We start from the raw sequence: 15,581 nt of genomic DNA on the forward strand, positions 1-15,581 counted from the left end.
TCGGGACGTTGTCCACACCTCGTGTGGATAACGTCGTGGACAAAACGTTGAGTTCCGTAAAAAAGCGAATCGAAACAACGGTGTGCTTGGACTGCTCCGAAAGCGGGCGCGCGGCGTGCGCGGCGCGCTCCTGAACGCGCGGTATTTTACTGGTTCCGCGTGGCGCGCCAATCGCGGGATCGGCGCGCGCCGCACGCGTCACGCCGGCTTGCGCTTCGCCTCGAGCGTTTCCCACCGTTCGAGCGCGGCGAGCAGTTCGTCGTCGATCGCCGCGAACCGCTCGGTCAGGCGCGTGCCCTCCTGCGGATCCTTCGCGAAAATCGAGCCGTCCTCGAGCTGCGCATTGATCGTCTTCTGCTCCGCTTCGAGCGCGGCGATCTTCTCCGGCAGCGAATCGAGTTCGCGCTGCTCGTTGAACGACAGCTTCACCGTACGCTGCGCGTTGCGGCCCGCCGCGCTCTTCGCCGGCTCGTCCTTCGCGGGCGCCGCTTCCTTGACCGCGCGCTTCGCCGCCTCCTGCTGCGCGAGCTGCTCCGAACGTGCGCTCTGAATCTGCCAGTCGGTGAAGCCGCCGACGTATTCGCGCCACTTGCCGTCGCCCTCGGCCGCGATCACCGACGTCACGACGTTGTCGAGAAACGCGCGATCGTGACTGACGAGCAGCACCGTGCCGTCGTAGTCGGCGAGCAGCTCTTCGAGCAGTTCGAGCGTCGGGATGTCGAGGTCGTTGGTCGGTTCGTCGAGCACCAGCACGTTGGCCGGGCGTGCGAACAGGCGCGCGAGCAGCAGCCGGTTGCGCTCGCCGCCCGACAGCGACTTCACCGGCGAACGCGCGCGTTCCGGCGCGAACAGGAAATCGCCGAGATAGCTCATCACGTGCTTGCGCACGCCGCCGATCTCGACCCATTCGCTGCCGGGGCTGATCGTATCCGCGAGGCTCTTCTCCTGGTCGAGCTGCGCGCGCATCTGGTCGAAATACGCGACCTGCAGGTTCGTGCCGGTGCGCACCGTGCCTTCGTCCGGCTTCAGGTCGCCGAGGATCAGCTTCAGCAACGTCGTCTTGCCGGCGCCGTTCGGGCCGACGAAGCCGATCTTGTCGCCGCGCATGACCGTCGTCGAGAAACGGTCGACCACCGTGCGGCCGCCGTAACGCTTCGTCACGTCGGTCAGCTCCGCGACGATCTTGCCGGACTTCTCGCCCTGCGCGACGTCGAGCTTCACGTTGCCCTGCGCATTACGGCGCTCGGCGCGCTCGTTGCGCATCTGCACGAGCCGCGCGATGCGGCCGACGCTGCGCGTACGGCGCGCTTCGACGCCCTTGCGGATCCACACTTCTTCCTGCGCGAGCAGCTTGTCGAATTTCTCGTTCTCCACGCGCTCGACTTCGAGCTGCTGCGCCTTGCGCGTCTGGTACGCGGAGAAATTGCCCGGATACGACAGCAGCCGGCCGCGATCGAGCTCGACGATGCGCGTCGCGACCCGGTCGAGAAACGCGCGATCGTGGGTGATGAACAGCAGCCCCGCGCGCTGCGCGACGAGCAGCTCTTCGAGCCAGCGGATACCGTCGAAATCGAGGTGGTTGGTCGGTTCGTCCAGCAGCAGCACGTCGGGCTGCAGCACCAGCGCGCGCGCCAGCGCGACGCGCTTCTGCATCCCGCCCGACAGCGCGTCGACGCGGGCGTCGCCGTCCTGCAGGCCGATCTGCGCGAGCGTCATCGATACGCGCGTGCGCCAGTTCCATGCGTCGTGCGCGTCCAGCGACGACTGCAGTGCGTTCATCCGCGCGAGCAGCGCATCGTGCTCGGCGCCTTCCGGTATCTCCGCGAGGCGGTGCGCGATCGAATCGTATTCTTCGAGCAGTTCGCGCGTGTGCGCCAGCCCCGACGCGACCGCGTCGAACACCGTCGCACCCGGCTCGAATTCGGGCTCTTGCGGCACGTAGACGGTCACGAGTTCCTGCTGGCGCGTGACCAGCCCGTCGTCGGCCTTCGCAAGACCGGCGACGATCTTCAGCAGCGACGACTTGCCCGCGCCGTTGCGGCCGATCAGGCCGACGCGCTCGCCGGCCTCCAGCGAGAAATCCGCGTGATCGAGCAACGCGACGTGACCGAACGCGAGCTGCGCGCCGGTAATGGAATAGAGCGACATGGGGAGACGGCGATGAGAGAAATCGGAAGCGCCCATTGTACCGGTCGCGGAGGCCGGTATCGGCTCGGCCGGACGGACGAAGGCCGCGGGTCGCGCTCGAAGCGCGCCGGCGCGGTGCCGTGAGCGGGTTGCGGCCGGATTCCGGTGCGGATGCCGGCCGCGGTTTGCGTTCCCGCGAAAACGACCGAATGCCGGCCGGATGCCCGCGCGGCCGGCCGATCGGCAGATCCCGCGCGCGGCGCATCGGGCGCCTGCGCGGGATGCGCGGTTATTTCGTTATTTCACGTTGACCGTGATCGTCGAGCTCATTTCGGGGCCGTACGAACGGTGCGCGCCGTCGCCGAGCTGCAGCGTCAACGTGTGCTGGCCGGGCGGCAGCTTCACGTCGGTTTCGGTCTGGGCCTTGCCGAAATGCAGCGAATGGTCGGTCGCCGGGATCACGTCGCCCTTCGGCACCGGCTTGCCGTCGATCAACAGGTGATGGTGACCGGTATCCGGCGTCATGTCGCCGGCCGGCTTGAGCGCCATGCCTTCGAGACCGAACTTCACGTGCACGGGGCTCGACACCGTCGCGCCGTCCTGCGGCTCGACGAAGAACACACGCGCTTCGGCGCACGCGAGCGTCGACACGGCCAGCGCCGCGACACAGACTGCACCCGCGATCCACTTTCTGTTGAGCATCGTTACCTCCTTCTGATTGACAGGCCCACGAAGCATACACCGCGTGCCCGGCCGACGCGTCGGCGTCGGTTGTTCGCGATGCGTACGTTTAAAACGACGTTGCGCAGGTGTTCGGCGAAATTCCGGTACCATTGCGCCTTTCGTCCGCCGGCGAGGCTGCGGACGGCATCGCCGAATTTTCATTGTCCCGAGCGCAACATGAGCGAAGTAACCGAATACCAGAGCTGGGTCTGCCTGATTTGCGGGTGGGTCTACAACGAAGCGGAAGGGCTGCCCGACGAAGGCATCGCGGCCGGCACCCGTTTCGCCGACATTCCCGCCGACTGGCGCTGCCCGCTGTGCGACGTGGGCAAGGAAGATTTCGTCGTCGTCGATTTCTGATTTTCCGCTCCGATCGCGGTTGATTACACGATGCGCGCGTCGGTGTGCATTCCGAGCCGCCGACGCGCCGCGCGTTTGCTATACTCTGCGCGCTGTCCACACCGCCGTCCGGTTCGCGTTTTTTGCGCGCGATTAGCCGGACATGGCTCTCCCCGTAGTTCAATGGATAGAACAAGCGCCTCCTAAGCGCTAGATACAGGTTCGATTCCTGTCGGGGGGACCAGCCAAGCTCTACCCCCCAAGACTCACCGCCCCCCGCTCAAGCAACGACCACCGTAAACTCGACCCCCGACTCGAAATCCAGCGTCGTGGTCGAAAAACGCGGATCCTCGTCGAGGTAATCCTTGTACGGTCGAACGGCGTCCTCGGCCGTGTACATATTGTCGGCAAGCACGATCGACCCCGGCCGCAGTAGGCGCTCGATCTGCCTGAACAGCTTCAGATAGGCGTCAGCCCATACGTCGATAAACACCATGTCGACAGTCCCGTCCAGTTCGGCAACCGTCTCGAATACATCGCCCTCCCGCAAGTCGACATACGCATCCAGCCCCGCTGTTTCGACGTGAGTCCGCAAGCGCGCGCACTTGAGCGCATCACGTTCGGTCGCGATGACCGCGCCACGGCCCAACGTGCGCAGCGCGTCGGCAAGATACAGGGTCGACACACCGCAGGAACTACCGAGCTCTAGGATTCTGGCCGACCGTTGCGACAGCACGAGGTTGCGCAGGAATCGCCCCGTCTCCGCCGACACGGCCAACGACAGCGCACTGCTTTCCGACGATTCGAAATCGTCGCTGAACAGGCCGAACGTTTCGAGAAAGCGCCCTCGCAGCCGGGGCGCGAGCGTTTCGTATTCGTCGACGAGCGTCGGAAACGCCGCATTCGGCCCCTGGAACTGCGCGCGGGCCCGGGCGATGATTTCGCTCCGGCTTTCTTCATGAAGCCGTTGCAAAAGAACGTCGGTAGTTGAAGCCAAGTGCATTCCTTGACGAGATTGATCATGTGAACGGCGTATCCAGCGACTGCCATCCGTCAGACTGCCTGCGACACCGTGCCGTCATCGGCGAGCACGGCCGGCGCTATGCCCTTCTGGCAAGCGTGATCGCCCGTTCGGGACACGCAGTCACGCAAAGCCCGCATGACCGGCAGGCTTGCGCATTCGGCGTGTAGGCGACTTTCATTCCATGCACGCGCAGTTTCAAGCGATGCATCAGCCCGAGGTCGAGGTAATCGGCCTGATCGACGCGCCGCACCTCGAACACGTTTTCCGGGCAAACGGTGACGCAATCCCCCTTGCCTTCGCAACGTTTCAGGTCGACGACCGGCGCGATCACGCCCGCCTTCTGCTTGCAGTCGGCCGTTGATTTTTCGCGCATGTTCACTCCTCCGTGCGCCGGCTGCCGCGCGATCGCCATGCGGCCCGGAAATGCTCACGCTCTTCGGGCGTCATGGCTTCCCACTTGCGCCAGTGGCGCCGGCCGTGCCAGCCGCGGTGTCCGCGAAATCCGCCGAACAGGATACGGCTCAACACGAGCAGCCCCAGCGCATGCGCGAAGTCGATCGTCCGGGCGCCGACGAACAGCGCCGGCATCACCCAGTTCCACAACATCATGACGATCCATCCGAGCACGCCTATGGCGACCACCACGAGCAGCGCCTTGCCCGCACATCTGATTCGAAAATTCATCCGTCGACTCCTCTAGATATCCAGTTCGTCGTAAATGGGTTGCAGTCGAGCACGCAGATGCAGGACCGCGTAGCGTTTGCGCGCCAGCAGCGTATTAAGCGTGACGCCGCTTTGCGTGGCCATCTCCTTGAAGGACAGCCCCTCCAGTTCGTGTGCGATGAAAACCTCGCGCTGATTCGCCGGCAACTCGTCGAGCGCATCCTGCAACGCCTTCAGCAACAGCGTGCGTGCGTAGAGCGCTTCAGGGCCGGCATCGTGCGCCGGTAACGCGAGATCCAGGCGATACTCGCTGTCCGCTTCGTCGTCGGCATCGAGCAGATCGGTCAGCGGCTGCTCCTTCTTTTTGCGAAAACGATCGATGATGCGGTTGCGCGCGGCACGGAACAGCCACGCACTCGCCTGTTCGATCGGCGCAGGAAGCCGATAAGCCTGGACGAATTCGTGAAGCACATCCTGCAGAACGTCCTCGGCATCGTCCGGGTCGCGTATCCGGCGCCGAATGAAGTTCCCTAGCCTCGTTCGTTCACGCATCACCGTCGCAGTGATGTCGCGGTCTGGGTCGGTCATCGTGTGCGAAGTGGGTGGCGGTTCCATGCGTCTGAAGACGTTTCAGGCGCGCGAATATTGTGGCGAAGGTGAAAAATTTCCGGTCGTACGCGTCGGCTTCCCTGCGTTGCAGTCGTTTCAAGGAACAGGCCCGATATGAGTCGGGCCGTCTTCGCACGAATCGTTTGACTCTGCGCACCGACCCAAGTACACTTCGCGCCGCGGGGTGGAGCAGTCTGGCAGCTCGTCGGGCTCATAACCCGAAGGTCGTAGGTTCAAATCCTACCCCCGCAACCAAATACCGAAAAAAGCCCGCTTTGCGAAAGCAAGCGGGTTTTTTTCCATTCGACGGTCCGGGATATTGCTGGCGCGCGCAGGCGGCACACGAATGATGTGTGCAATCGAGCATTCGCTACGATATGCGACACACGCGCGCACCTCGCCCGTTCGCCGCTGATATGCACTGAACGTTGCGTAGAATTCCGAACTTTCTTCAGTTCAGCACACGGACTTCGCCCATGCTTCGGACGATCGCGGCGTTCGCCGCGCTTTCAGCGATGACCGGCACGGCCAACGCCGCCGACACCGACACGGCCTCCGCCAAACAGCGCTACGTCAGCCCGGGCATCGCCAACGTCACTGCGTTGGCAGCCCCGCGTCCGGACAACACGTCCCCCGACACCCGCTGCCGGGAACTGGCCGCCGGCATCGACGCGGTCATGCACTCGCCCGACCGCGGCCAGAAGGTCGTGCGCGGGATGAGCCCGGACGGCAAGCCGCGCAACGAACTGCGGGCCTACGACAAACGGGCCGATCTGGAAGCCGAGCACCAGCGCGCCGGCTGCCGATAGAGAGCGACGACGCACCCGCCGTCACCCGGCCCGCTCACGCCGCGCATCGGCGTTTAGGCATTCGCCCCGCCGTCGATCGTCAACCCGGTCCCGGTGATCGATCGCCCTTCCGGCCCGACGATGAACGCCACGAGCGCGGCTACGTCGTCGGCCTTGCCGTACTGCTGAATCGCCATCCGCGAACGCTGCGCATCGGCGTGCTCGCCATCGGCCGGATTCATATCGGTATCGGTGGAGCCCGGATGCACGATGTTCACGGTGATGCCGCGCGAGCCGAGATCGCGCGCGAGCCCTTGCGTCCAGCCGATCAATGCGGCCTTGCTCGCCGCATAGAGGCTCATCCCCGCATCGGGCACACGCGTCGCGAGGCAACTGCCGGTCGACACGATGCGCCCGCCCTCCCCGAGATGACGCGCCGCCGCCTGCGACGCGACGATCACCGCACGCACGTTCACGTTCAGCGTCGCATCGATATCGTCGAGCGTGAGTTCGTTCAGCGCGCCGGCCCGGAAAATCCCCGCGTTGTTGACGAGGATGTCGAGGCCGCCGAACGCCTGCGCGGCACGATCGACCGCGTTGCGCACGGCAAGCGGATCGGCGCTGTCGGCCTGGATCGCCACGGCGCGACGGCCCAGCGCTTCGATGCCGGCGACGACGGCCTGCGCCCGCTCGGCCGATTTTTCATACGTGATCGCCACGTCGGCGCCGTCGGCTGCCAGCCGTTTGGCGATCGCCGCGCCGATGCCGCGGCTGCCGCCGGTGATGAGTGCACGCTTGCCCTGAAGTCGGTTCATGTTGGTTCCTTTCCTCATTTATGTAACGACCAACACAGAATGTGGCAAGTTGCGTCGCACAGTCAATTGATTTATTTTATCGATCGATACAGATATCGACGAAGGAACGGACGCAATGGCTGAACGAGGCCGACCGAGAAGCTTCGACAAGGAAGCGGCGCTGGATCGCGCGATGGAGGTGTTCTGGCGTCTCGGCTACGAAGGGGCGTCGATGACGGACTTGACGGCCGCGATGGGCATCGCGTCGCCGAGCCTGTATGCGGCCTTCGGCAGCAAGGAAGCGTTGTTCCGGCAAGCCCTCGAGCATTACCGCGCAACCGAGGGGCGGGAAATCTGGGGGGGCGTCGAACAGGCGGCCAGCGCGTACGACGCCGTGCAGAACTACCTGATGGATACCGCACGCGTGTTCACGCGGCGTTCGAAGCCGGCCGGCTGCCTGATCGTGTTGTCTGCGCTGCATCCGGCCGAACGTTCCGACATGGTCCGGCAGACGTTGATCGCGATGCGCGAGGGCACGGTCGACGCGCTGCGGGAACGCCTCGCGCAAGGCGTCGCGACCGGCGAAATATCGGCGCACGCGAACGTCGATGCGATCGCGCGCTACTACGTGACGGTTCAGCAGGGGATGTCGATCCAGGCGCGCGACGGCGCGAGCCGCCGCGATCTGGAGGCCGTCGCGCAGGCCGCGCTGGCCGCATGGCCGGCGCTCGTCGGCGCGCGCGGCGCGGCCGGCGCGACTGGCGGATAGCGGCAGGACGCCGCCGGGAGATTACTGTTTCGCGGCTTGCTGCACGTCCTTCGACGCATGCCACACGCGATAGCGGACGTCGAAGCCATCCGGTACATACACGACGAGCGGCAGACGGCTGTTGTAGCGCAGCAGCTGACCGTCGCCGCGCTCCTGCACGAACCGTTGCTGCGGCGCCTGGCCCGGGCACGCCATCAGCGTCGATGCCGGGCCCTTCACGTCGGTGAGCCGGTAATACGTGTAGCCCCAGCCCTTCACGTCCTCGGCGGTCAGTTCGCCGCCGAACCACTGCTGGTTGCAGTCGGTCTGCAGCGTCTTGCCGATCATCAGCTCGACGCGCGCATCGCCCTCGTTCTCGAGCGCGGGCAGCGCGATCACGGCGCGCTGCTGGCCGGCGGCTGCCTGCGGAAACATCTTGATCGACTCGGCCGGCACGGCGGGTGCGGATGCCGGCGCGGCCACGCATGCAGCGGCCGTCATCACGCAGAAGGCGGCCAGCGCGGCCCGGATCGCGAATTTCATCGATGTGCTCCTGAAAAACAAATGAGCGCCGGATGCTAACACTTTCGTCGCAAGACCTTACGAGGCTGTAATTTGGCGACACAATTGCAAACAGCCGGCAATCCCCGGGCGCGGTACTTATAGCGGAACCAACGGAGAACATCATGCTGAAGCTCATTGCCGCCGCCGGCGTCGCCACCCTGCTGGCCGGCTGCGTGGTCGCCCCGGACGCCGGATACGGCTACGGGCAGCCCTACTATTCCGATCCCGGCTATGCGTACGCCCCGTCTCCCGTGTACGGCACGGTCAACATCTGGGGCGGAGGCGGTGGACGCGACTGGGATCGCGGCCGGCGCGACTACCATCACTGGGACGGCGATCGCGGCAACCGCGGCAACGGCTGGTGGCGCGGCGGCGGACGCCGCGGCGACTGGAACGAAGGCGGCGGTGGCGGCGGACACGGTCGCGGCGACGGCGGCGGTCATCGCCACTGACGCGCAATTGCAACCGTTTGTATCCATGCATGGCCCGCCGATGGCCGGCGGCGCATCACACCGGCGAACGGACAGCCACGCAATAGACAAAGGCCCTCGCATCGAGCGAGGGCCTTTCGTCGTCCGGCCGGGCGAAGCGAACGTCGGCGAGAGCGTGGCCGCCGGGCACCGAACCCGCTCGCGCGCCGCCGCTTACCAGCCCGCCGGTTGCGCGTAGCCACCCTGCACCGGCGCCCCACACACATACGCACGCTGGTAGCGGTCGTAGCAATAGTTCGGGCCGTCGTCCTGGTACTGCGCCTGCTGATAGGTCGGGTAGGCAGGCTGCTGGTACGCGGGCGCCTGGTAGTAGGTCGGCGGCTGATAGGCCGGCGCCTGGTACGCGGGTGCCTGATATGCGACGGGCGGATTCATCGCCGACGTCACGATCGCACCCAGCACCGCGCCGCCGATCAATGCGCCGATGACGGCGCCGCCGTCGCGGCCATGCGCGGACGCCGGGCCCGCGACCGCGAGCGAACCGGCAAGGACACATACTGCGGCAATTTTTTTCATGATGGACTCCCACGCGAAGTGGTACTGGATGCGATGCATTGTGGCGGTTCGCGACCGTAATAGATGCAGCAAGTGGTAACGCGCGATTACCGGTATCGCACCCGCCGAAACGCGGCGTCGCCGTGCTACGATTTTCGGCATACAGGAGACGCCGTCATGCAGCCCGAAACCGCCCGCCGTTTCGATACCGAATTCGCACCGCGCATCGCGCAGGCCATCGCCGCGTTCTTCGCCGATCACGTGCAGACCGACGTCGTCCCCTATGGCGGGCACGGACATCCGACGCGCGTGCAGATCCGCAGCGCGCCGCACGAGCACGTGAGCGGCTTCGTGCATCCGCTGAATCTCGAACTGACGTGGGACACCGACGAGATCGAGCGGCTGATGGAACCCGACGGCCCGCAGCGCTTCGAGCACTACCTCGCCGCGCTGCCGAGAAAGCTGGGCGCGTGGCAGGGCGCGCGCGACATCGATCTCGCATCGCGCACGCAGGCCGACCCGCTCGTGCGGCTCGGCGGCCTCGACTTCGAAGGCTGAATGCGCGCGCCCGCCGACGGCCGTGCGGCGCGACGTCGCGCGAGGCGGCCCGGTGATACACTCGACCGGCCCCGCCCCGGTGCAGCCGCGCCGGCCGGGCCGTTCATCGCCGCCTCCCCCCCTGCACATGGTTGCGCACGCAACCGGCAAGCGGGCGCGCGGACAACCATGCTCTCGCTCCTGTCATGAACGCCGATACCGGCCTGCCGCTTCCGCAACGCTACTGGGCGATCGTCTGCGTCGCCCTGGGCATCACGCTCGCCGTGCTCGACGGCGCCATCTCGAACGTCGCGCTGCCGACCATCGCGCGCGACCTGCGCGCGTCCGACGCCGCGTCGATCTGGATCGTCAACGCGTATCAGCTCGCGGTCACGATCACGCTGCTGCCGCTCGCGTCGCTCGGCGAACGTATCGGCTATCGCCGCATCTACATCGCCGGGCTCGCGCTGTTCACCGCGGCGTCGCTCGGCTGCGCGCTCGCCGGCTCGCTGCCGATGCTGGCCGTGATGCGCGTGATCCAGGGGTTCGGCGCGGCCGGCATCATGAGCGTCAACGCGGCGCTCGTGCGAATGATCTACCCGTCGTCGATGCTCGGGCGCGGGCTGTCGATCAACGCGATGGTGGTCGCGCTGTCGTCGGCGATCGGGCCGACGGTCGCGTCGGCGATCCTGTCGTTCGCGTCGTGGCCGTGGCTCTTCGCGGTCAACGTGCCGATCGGCATCGCGGCCGTGCTCGGCAGCCTGCGCGCGCTGCCGGCCAACCCGCTGCACGATGCGCCGTACGACTTCCCGAGCGCGCTGATGAACGCTTGCGTGTTCGGGCTGCTGATCACGGCCGTCGACGGGCTCGGTCACGGTGAAGGTCATGCGTACGTCGCGGCCGAACTGGCCGTCGCGTTCGTGGTCGGCTACTTCTTCGTGAAGCGTCAGTTGTCGCAGCCGGCGCCGCTCTTGCCGGTCGACCTGATGCGCATCCCGATGTTCGCGCTGTCGGTCTACACGTCGACGGCGTCGTTCACGTCGCAGATGCTCGCGTTCGTCGCGCTGCCGTTCTGGCTGCAGAATTCGCTGGGGTTCTCGCAGGTCGAGACGGGGCTCTACATGACGCCGTGGCCGCTCGTGATCGTGTTCGCCGCGCCGCTCGCGGGCGTGCTGTCGGACCGCTATTCGGCCGGCATGCTCGGCGGGATCGGGCTCGCGCTGTTCGCCGCCGGGCTGCTGTCGCTCGCGACGATCGGCGTGCACCCGGGCACGGTCGACATCGTGTGGCGGATGGCGCTGTGCGGCGCGGGCTTCGGGCTATTCCAGTCGCCGAACAATCGCGCGATGCTGTCGTCGGCACCGCGCGCACGCAGCGGCGGCGCCGGCGGCATGCTGAGCACCGCACGCCTGACGGGCCAGACGCTCGGCGCCGCGCTCGTCGCGCTAATTTTCGGGCTCGCGCCGGACCGCGGGCCGACGATCGCACTCTATGTCGCCACGGCGTTCGCGGCGGTGGCCGCGGTCGTCAGCCTGCTGCGCATCGCGTCGCCGCGGCCGGACACGGCAGCCTGACACCGTCGCGCGCCGCACAGGCGGCGGGCGTCATGCGGCGTCGAGCGTATCCATCACGAAGCGCACACGCGCCTTCACGCTCACGCGCGGCAACTCGATCAGCCGATAGCCGTACGACGTATAGCAATCGACCATCGCGTCGTAGGTCCGCACCGCCTCCGCGAAATCCTGCCGCCGCTCGGTGTCCTGCGCATAGATGTCGGGCCACGGCGGTGCGATGAACACGCGCCGGTGATAGCGGAAACGCCGCGCCGCGGCTTCCGCGTGCGCGGGCACCGCCAACCCGGTCAGCGTCAGATAACCGATCACGTCCGGCACGCCGCGGTCGAAGAACACCGGACCGCGCGCCTGCCGCGCGAGATGGTAGGACCGCATCTCCCAGCTCAGCATCAGCTCGGCGAACGCGGCCGGGTCACGCCACGGCAGCGCCGGGCCGTCGACGGCCATCTGGTCGCGGATCACGCCGCGCCCGGCCTCCTGCGAGCGCGCAAACCCGGCGCGCTCGAGCGCATCGAGCAACGTGCTCTTGCCCGAACCCGGGCCGCCCGTCACGACGAAGAAGCGGCCGGTCGTGTCGTCGACCGCTTCGTCGTCGCGATCGGCGGCGTGCGGCGCAGCGGCGCCCGGCGCGGCGGCGCCCGGCGCGAACTCACGCATGCGCGACCCGCCGGCCCGCGCGCTGCGTGACCGACGCCGCGGCCGCGACGCTGCGCAAGTCGGCGACGAAGGTGTCGCGCCAGACCGACAGGTCGTTCTCGCGCAGCCGCGCGAGGTTCTCCTCGTGACGCGCCTGCCGCTCCGCGAGCGGCATCGACAGCGCGCGTTCGAGCGCCTCGGCCATCTGCGACAGGTCGTACGGATTGACGAGCAGCGCGCCGGTCAGCTCGGCCGCCGCGCCCGCGAACTCCGACAGCACGAGCACGCCCGGATCGGCTGGATCCTGCGAAGCGACGTATTCCTTCGCGACGAGATTCATCCCGTCGCGCAGCGGCGTCACGTAGCCGACCTGCGACATCCGGAAGAACGCCATCAGCAGGTTGCGCTCGTACTTGCGGTTCAGGTACTGGATCGGCGTCCAGTCGAGCTGCGAGAAGCGGCCGTTGATCCGGCCGGCCTCGCCTTCGAGCGTTTCGCGGATGTGCTGATAGGTCTGCACGTCGGAACGCGTCGGCGGCGCGATCTGCAGAAGCGACACGCGCCCCTGCCAGCCCGGCGCATTCGCGAGCATCCGCTCGAACGACTGGAAGCGCTCGACGAGCCCCTTCGAGTAATCGAGACGGTCGACGCTCATCACCAGCTTGCGGTCGCCCAGCGCCTCGCGCAGCATCTTCACCGGCTTGCGCGTGCCGTACTGGACGGCCGCCTGCGCGATCGCGTCGGGATGCACGCCGATCGGATAGGCCGCGACCTTCACGACGCGGCCATGCGCGTGCAGCATCCCGTCGTCGCTCGCCGCGCCGATGCCGCGCCGCTCGATGTAGTCGGTGAAGGCCTGCTTGTCGGCCTCGGTCTGGAAACCCGCGACGTCGTACGCGCACATGAACTTAACGAGCTCCTCGTGCGGCGGCACGAGGCGCAGCATGTCGGGCGACGGAAACGGGATGTGCAGGAAGAAGCCGATCGGGTTCTTCACGCCGAGTTCGCGCAAGCAGTTCGCGAACGGCAGCAGGTGGTAGTCGTGCACCCAGATCAGGTCGTCCGGCCGCAGCAGCGCGGCGAGTTGCTTCGCGAGCATCGCGTTCACGCGCAGGTAACCGGCGTACTCCTGCCGATCGAAGCGCGCGAGATCGCCGCGGTAATGGAACACCGGCCACAGCGTCGCGTTCGAGAAGCCGCGGTAGTACTGGTCGTAGTCGCGCCGGGTCAGGCCGACCGTCGCATACGTCACGTTGCCGTCCCGCTGGATCGCGGGCTCGGCATCCGGCGTACCGACGATCTCGCCGTTCCAGCCGAACCAGACGCCGCCCGTTTCCTTCAGCGCGTCCATCACGCCGACGGCCAGACCGCCCGCGCTCGGGCGCGTATCCTCGCCGGCGGCGACACGATTCGATACCACGATCAATCTGCTCATGCGACTTCCCCTCCTCGATTCGATTGGCTGGCGCGCAACGCACGCCGAAGCAGGCGCGGCGGCCCGAAGGCGGCCGCGCGGCGACTCAGTTCCGAGAATTGCAATGAAATACGGCGGTGGAATGCGGCGACGACCGTATCAAGCGTCCTGCTCCTGACCGAGGTCGCGTTGATAGTCGAGCCCTTCCGGGCGAGCACCACCCTGGTTGTGATCGCCGTCCGACGGCGTCTCGTCCGGCGCGCCCGCAGGCGGTGCCGATGGCGCGTCGGTCTGCGGACGCGGGCGGTCTTCCGGATGGCCGGCCGCCGCGTCAGGCGGCCGGTGTGACAACCGTTTCGAACGGCGCATGGCTGGGTGTCTCATATGCGGCGCGGCTCGAGGCCGTCGTAGAAACATTCCATAACAAAACAGTCTAGGTCGCGTCATCGCGGCCGATGGTAACAATTACCTTCAATTTGTAACGTTTCGACCCTTCGTCGAGCATCTATCCGACAATAACGCCGCCCGCGCGCACGCGGTCTGCCGCACGGCGATTTGTCAAAGCTTTGCAGTTTTCCCATGACAATTGCGAAACAATGACGCGGCATCAGGCGTGCACGCGTCGCCGCTCACCCAGACAGGACTTGCACTCAGGGATGAACATTCGTTTCGAATCGCCGCGCCGGGCCACGCCGGCGCGCGTCGTGCTGGCCGCGATCGCCACGGCCGCACTGCTGTCCGGCTGCAATTCGTTGTACAGCGAAGGCGCGACGGCCGGCGCCGGTATCGCGGGCGCCGCGATCGCCTCCAAGGTCACCAACAACGCCGCCGTCGCGACGGGCATCGGCCTCGGCGCCGTCGCCGGCGCGCGGGCCGGCGTCCAGTACACGCAACGCGTCGCGCACCGCTACACGCAGGAGCAGATCGCGAAGGCGGCCGGCCCGCTCGACGTCGGCGGCGTCGCGCCGTGGTCGACGCACCATTCGTTCCCGATCGAGGACGACGAGCAGGGCCGCGTGACGGTCAGCCGCATGATCAGCGTCGGTCCGCTCGACTGCAAGGAAATCGTGTTCGCGGTCGACACACCGGCGAAGGCCGACAAGGCCGCGCAATCGGCGTTCTACGTCGCCACCATCTGCCGCGACGGGCCCGTGTGGAAATGGGCGTCGGCCGAACCGGCGACCGAACGCTGGGGCGCGCTGCAATGAGCGTCGCGATTCGTATCGCGGCGATCGGTGCGCTGTGCGCGGCGACGGTTGTGCTGTCGGGCTGCGGGTCGGTCGGCGCGGCGAGCGGCGCGCTGGCCGGTGCGGCGACGGGCCTCGTCACCGCGAACCCGGCGGTCGGCGTCGGTGTCGGGATCGCCGTGCAGGCCGCGACCGACGAAGCCGTCAACCGCACGATGAAGCAGTTCCATCAGAACCAGCAGGACGCGATCGCGAAGACGGCCGGCAGTCTCGCCGTCGGCGAAGTGAAGCCGTGGAAGGTGAAGAACACGCTGCCGCTCGAAAACGGCGAAGGCGAGGTGCGGGTCACACGCGCGTACTCGTCGGCGCTCGCGCTGTGCAAGGAATTCGCGTTCTCGGTGAAGGACGGCGACAAGGCCGACTGGTATTTCGCGAATGCGTGCCAGCAAGGCACGCACTGGAAGTGGGCGTCGGCGGAACCGGCCGTCGATCGGTGGGGGAATTTGCAGTAACGGGGCGATGCGTGGTGCGTGGTGCGCGGCGCGTGATGCTCGAAGCACGCGAATACCGGGCCGGGTCGCACGGCCCGGCCCGGCGCGATCAGGACTCGACGTCCTCGAGGCTGAAGATTTCGGTCTGGTCGTTGTACGAGAAGATCTCGCCGTAACGGCCCCAGTCGATCACCGCGTCGAGCGTCTCCTCGGCCGCGCCGTCCGACAGGAAGTCCTCGAGCTCCTGCTCGAAGCGCACGCGCGGCGCGCGGTGGCCCGGACGCTCGTTCAGCACCTTCTTGATCCGGGCAGCAAGCGGCACGTGCTTCAGCAGGTGATCCGCGAACATCAGCTTGCGCTCCTGCGTGCCGAATTCC

At 66.9% G+C, this 15,581-nt stretch carries 21 protein-coding genes and 2 tRNA genes; 10 read left to right on the plus strand and 13 right to left on the minus strand.

The annotated features are described in order from the left end of the window. Positions 1-198: 198 nt before the first annotated feature. Entirely contained in the window at positions 199-2,184 is a 1,986-nt protein-coding gene (locus WT24_RS29930) for an ATP-binding cassette domain-containing protein (protein WP_179949005.1), read from the minus strand. 240 nt (positions 2,185-2,424) lie between these two features. Beyond that, positions 2,425-2,829: a DUF4399 domain-containing protein gene (locus WT24_RS29935; protein ID WP_060036822.1), complete on the minus strand. Its 405-nt coding sequence runs from the start codon at positions 2,827-2,829 to the stop codon at positions 2,425-2,427. 198 nt (positions 2,830-3,027) lie between these two features. Here WT24_RS29935 and WT24_RS29940 point away from each other — a divergent pair, with 198 nt between their 5' ends. Both WT24_RS29940 and WT24_RS29945 read left to right on the plus strand, forming a co-directional pair. Continuing rightward, positions 3,028-3,210 carry a rubredoxin gene (locus WT24_RS29940; protein ID WP_034190709.1) on the plus strand — a complete coding sequence of 61 codons (183 nt, stop codon included), beginning with the start codon at positions 3,028-3,030 and terminating at the stop codon, positions 3,208-3,210. A 148-nt stretch (positions 3,211-3,358) separates the two neighbouring features. Further along, positions 3,359-3,433, plus strand: a tRNA-Arg gene (locus tag WT24_RS29945). Between the two features lie 36 nt (positions 3,434-3,469). Here WT24_RS29945 and WT24_RS29950 read toward each other — a convergent pair. The 4 genes from WT24_RS29950 to WT24_RS29965 all read right to left on the minus strand — a co-directional run bounded on the left by WT24_RS29950 (position 3,470) and on the right by WT24_RS29965 (position 5,491). Beyond that, positions 3,470-4,192 (minus strand): O-methyltransferase, encoded by a 723-nt coding sequence (locus tag WT24_RS29950; protein WP_060036824.1) that lies wholly within the window; start codon positions 4,190-4,192, stop codon positions 3,470-3,472. A gap of 97 nt (positions 4,193-4,289) precedes the next feature. Continuing rightward, a complete protein-coding gene (locus WT24_RS29955; RefSeq protein ID WP_060036826.1) occupies positions 4,290-4,586 on the minus strand; it encodes a 4Fe-4S dicluster domain-containing protein in 297 nt (98 codons plus the stop codon). A 2-nt stretch (positions 4,587-4,588) separates the two neighbouring features. After that, positions 4,589-4,897 (minus strand): hypothetical protein, encoded by a 309-nt coding sequence (locus tag WT24_RS29960; RefSeq protein WP_059499114.1) that lies wholly within the window; start codon positions 4,895-4,897, stop codon positions 4,589-4,591. Between the two features lie 12 nt (positions 4,898-4,909). Next, complete coding sequence (locus tag WT24_RS29965) at positions 4,910-5,491, minus strand: RNA polymerase sigma factor (protein WP_082742322.1); 582 nt, start codon at positions 5,489-5,491, stop codon at positions 4,910-4,912. 172 nt (positions 5,492-5,663) lie between these two features. Here WT24_RS29965 and WT24_RS29970 point away from each other — a divergent pair. Beyond that, positions 5,664-5,740, plus strand: a tRNA-Met gene (locus WT24_RS29970). A 221-nt stretch (positions 5,741-5,961) separates the two neighbouring features. Further along, a complete protein-coding gene (locus tag WT24_RS29975; RefSeq protein ID WP_060036830.1) occupies positions 5,962-6,294 on the plus strand; it encodes a hypothetical protein in 333 nt (110 codons plus the stop codon). A 53-nt stretch (positions 6,295-6,347) separates the two neighbouring features. On the opposite strand, the gene WT24_RS29980 is transcribed toward WT24_RS29975, so the two are convergent. Continuing rightward, on the minus strand, positions 6,348-7,088 hold the full coding sequence (locus WT24_RS29980) for an SDR family NAD(P)-dependent oxidoreductase (protein ID WP_060036832.1): 741 nt from the start codon (positions 7,086-7,088) through the stop codon (positions 6,348-6,350). 115 nt (positions 7,089-7,203) lie between these two features. On the opposite strand from WT24_RS29980, the gene WT24_RS29985 reads away from it, so the two are divergent. After that, positions 7,204-7,836, plus strand: coding sequence for a TetR/AcrR family transcriptional regulator (locus tag WT24_RS29985; RefSeq protein ID WP_060036834.1), 633 nt, complete (start codon positions 7,204-7,206; stop codon positions 7,834-7,836). Between the two features lie 21 nt (positions 7,837-7,857). On the opposite strand, the gene eco is transcribed toward WT24_RS29985, so the two are convergent. Further along, the gene (gene eco, locus WT24_RS29990; protein WP_060036836.1) at positions 7,858-8,358 is read right to left on the minus strand and encodes a serine protease inhibitor ecotin; all 501 of its coding nucleotides are present in this window, start codon (positions 8,356-8,358) and stop codon (positions 7,858-7,860) included. A gap of 143 nt (positions 8,359-8,501) precedes the next feature. Here eco and WT24_RS29995 point away from each other — a divergent pair, with 143 nt between their 5' ends. Beyond that, the gene (locus WT24_RS29995; protein WP_059499109.1) at positions 8,502-8,831 is read left to right on the plus strand and encodes a hypothetical protein; all 330 of its coding nucleotides are present in this window, start codon (positions 8,502-8,504) and stop codon (positions 8,829-8,831) included. A 192-nt stretch (positions 8,832-9,023) separates the two neighbouring features. Here WT24_RS29995 and WT24_RS30000 read toward each other — a convergent pair whose 3' ends face one another. After that, positions 9,024-9,425 carry a hypothetical protein gene (locus WT24_RS30000; protein WP_059499108.1) on the minus strand — a complete coding sequence of 134 codons (402 nt, stop codon included), beginning with the start codon at positions 9,423-9,425 and terminating at the stop codon, positions 9,024-9,026. Positions 9,426-9,542: 117 nt separating this feature from the next. On the opposite strand from WT24_RS30000, the gene WT24_RS30005 reads away from it, so the two are divergent. Both WT24_RS30005 and WT24_RS30010 read left to right on the plus strand, forming a co-directional pair. Next, entirely contained in the window at positions 9,543-9,923 is a 381-nt protein-coding gene (locus WT24_RS30005) for a DUF5594 family protein (protein WP_059499107.1), read from the plus strand. A gap of 185 nt (positions 9,924-10,108) precedes the next feature. Beyond that, positions 10,109-11,476, plus strand: coding sequence for an MFS transporter (locus WT24_RS30010; protein ID WP_060036838.1), 1,368 nt, complete (start codon positions 10,109-10,111; stop codon positions 11,474-11,476). Positions 11,477-11,506: 30 nt separating this feature from the next. Here the strand turns inward: WT24_RS30010 and WT24_RS30015 are convergent, their stop codons facing one another. From WT24_RS30015 to WT24_RS33925, 3 genes are all read right to left on the minus strand, one after another. Then, the gene (locus WT24_RS30015; protein WP_060036840.1) at positions 11,507-12,133 is read right to left on the minus strand and encodes an AAA family ATPase; all 627 of its coding nucleotides are present in this window, start codon (positions 12,131-12,133) and stop codon (positions 11,507-11,509) included. After that, on the minus strand, positions 12,126-13,547 hold the full coding sequence (gene otsA, locus WT24_RS30020) for an alpha,alpha-trehalose-phosphate synthase (UDP-forming) (RefSeq protein ID WP_059499104.1): 1,422 nt from the start codon (positions 13,545-13,547) through the stop codon (positions 12,126-12,128). Before otsA ends, WT24_RS30015 begins: the two co-directional genes overlap by 8 nt. 138 nt (positions 13,548-13,685) lie before the next feature. Further along, complete coding sequence (locus tag WT24_RS33925) at positions 13,686-13,895, minus strand: hypothetical protein (protein WP_082742018.1); 210 nt, start codon at positions 13,893-13,895, stop codon at positions 13,686-13,688. Positions 13,896-14,182: 287 nt separating this feature from the next. Between WT24_RS33925 and WT24_RS30025 the strand changes: the two genes are divergently transcribed. Together WT24_RS30025 and WT24_RS30030 are read left to right on the plus strand one after the other, a co-directional pair. Next, positions 14,183-14,734, plus strand: coding sequence for a hypothetical protein (locus WT24_RS30025; RefSeq protein ID WP_059499103.1), 552 nt, complete (start codon positions 14,183-14,185; stop codon positions 14,732-14,734). Further along, positions 14,731-15,225 (plus strand): hypothetical protein, encoded by a 495-nt coding sequence (locus tag WT24_RS30030; RefSeq protein ID WP_060036842.1) that lies wholly within the window; start codon positions 14,731-14,733, stop codon positions 15,223-15,225. The genes WT24_RS30025 and WT24_RS30030 overlap by 4 nt, the downstream gene beginning before the upstream one ends. Before the next feature lie 88 nt (positions 15,226-15,313). Here the strand turns inward: WT24_RS30030 and WT24_RS30035 are convergent. Then, positions 15,314-15,581, minus strand: a 268-nt coding sequence (locus tag WT24_RS30035; protein WP_082725075.1) for an AAA-associated domain-containing protein, incomplete at its 5' end; no start/stop codon positions are given.

The organism is Burkholderia sp. MSMB1078WGS (assembly GCF_001528895.1).
Classification (GTDB): Bacteria; Pseudomonadota; Gammaproteobacteria; order Burkholderiales; family Burkholderiaceae; genus Burkholderia.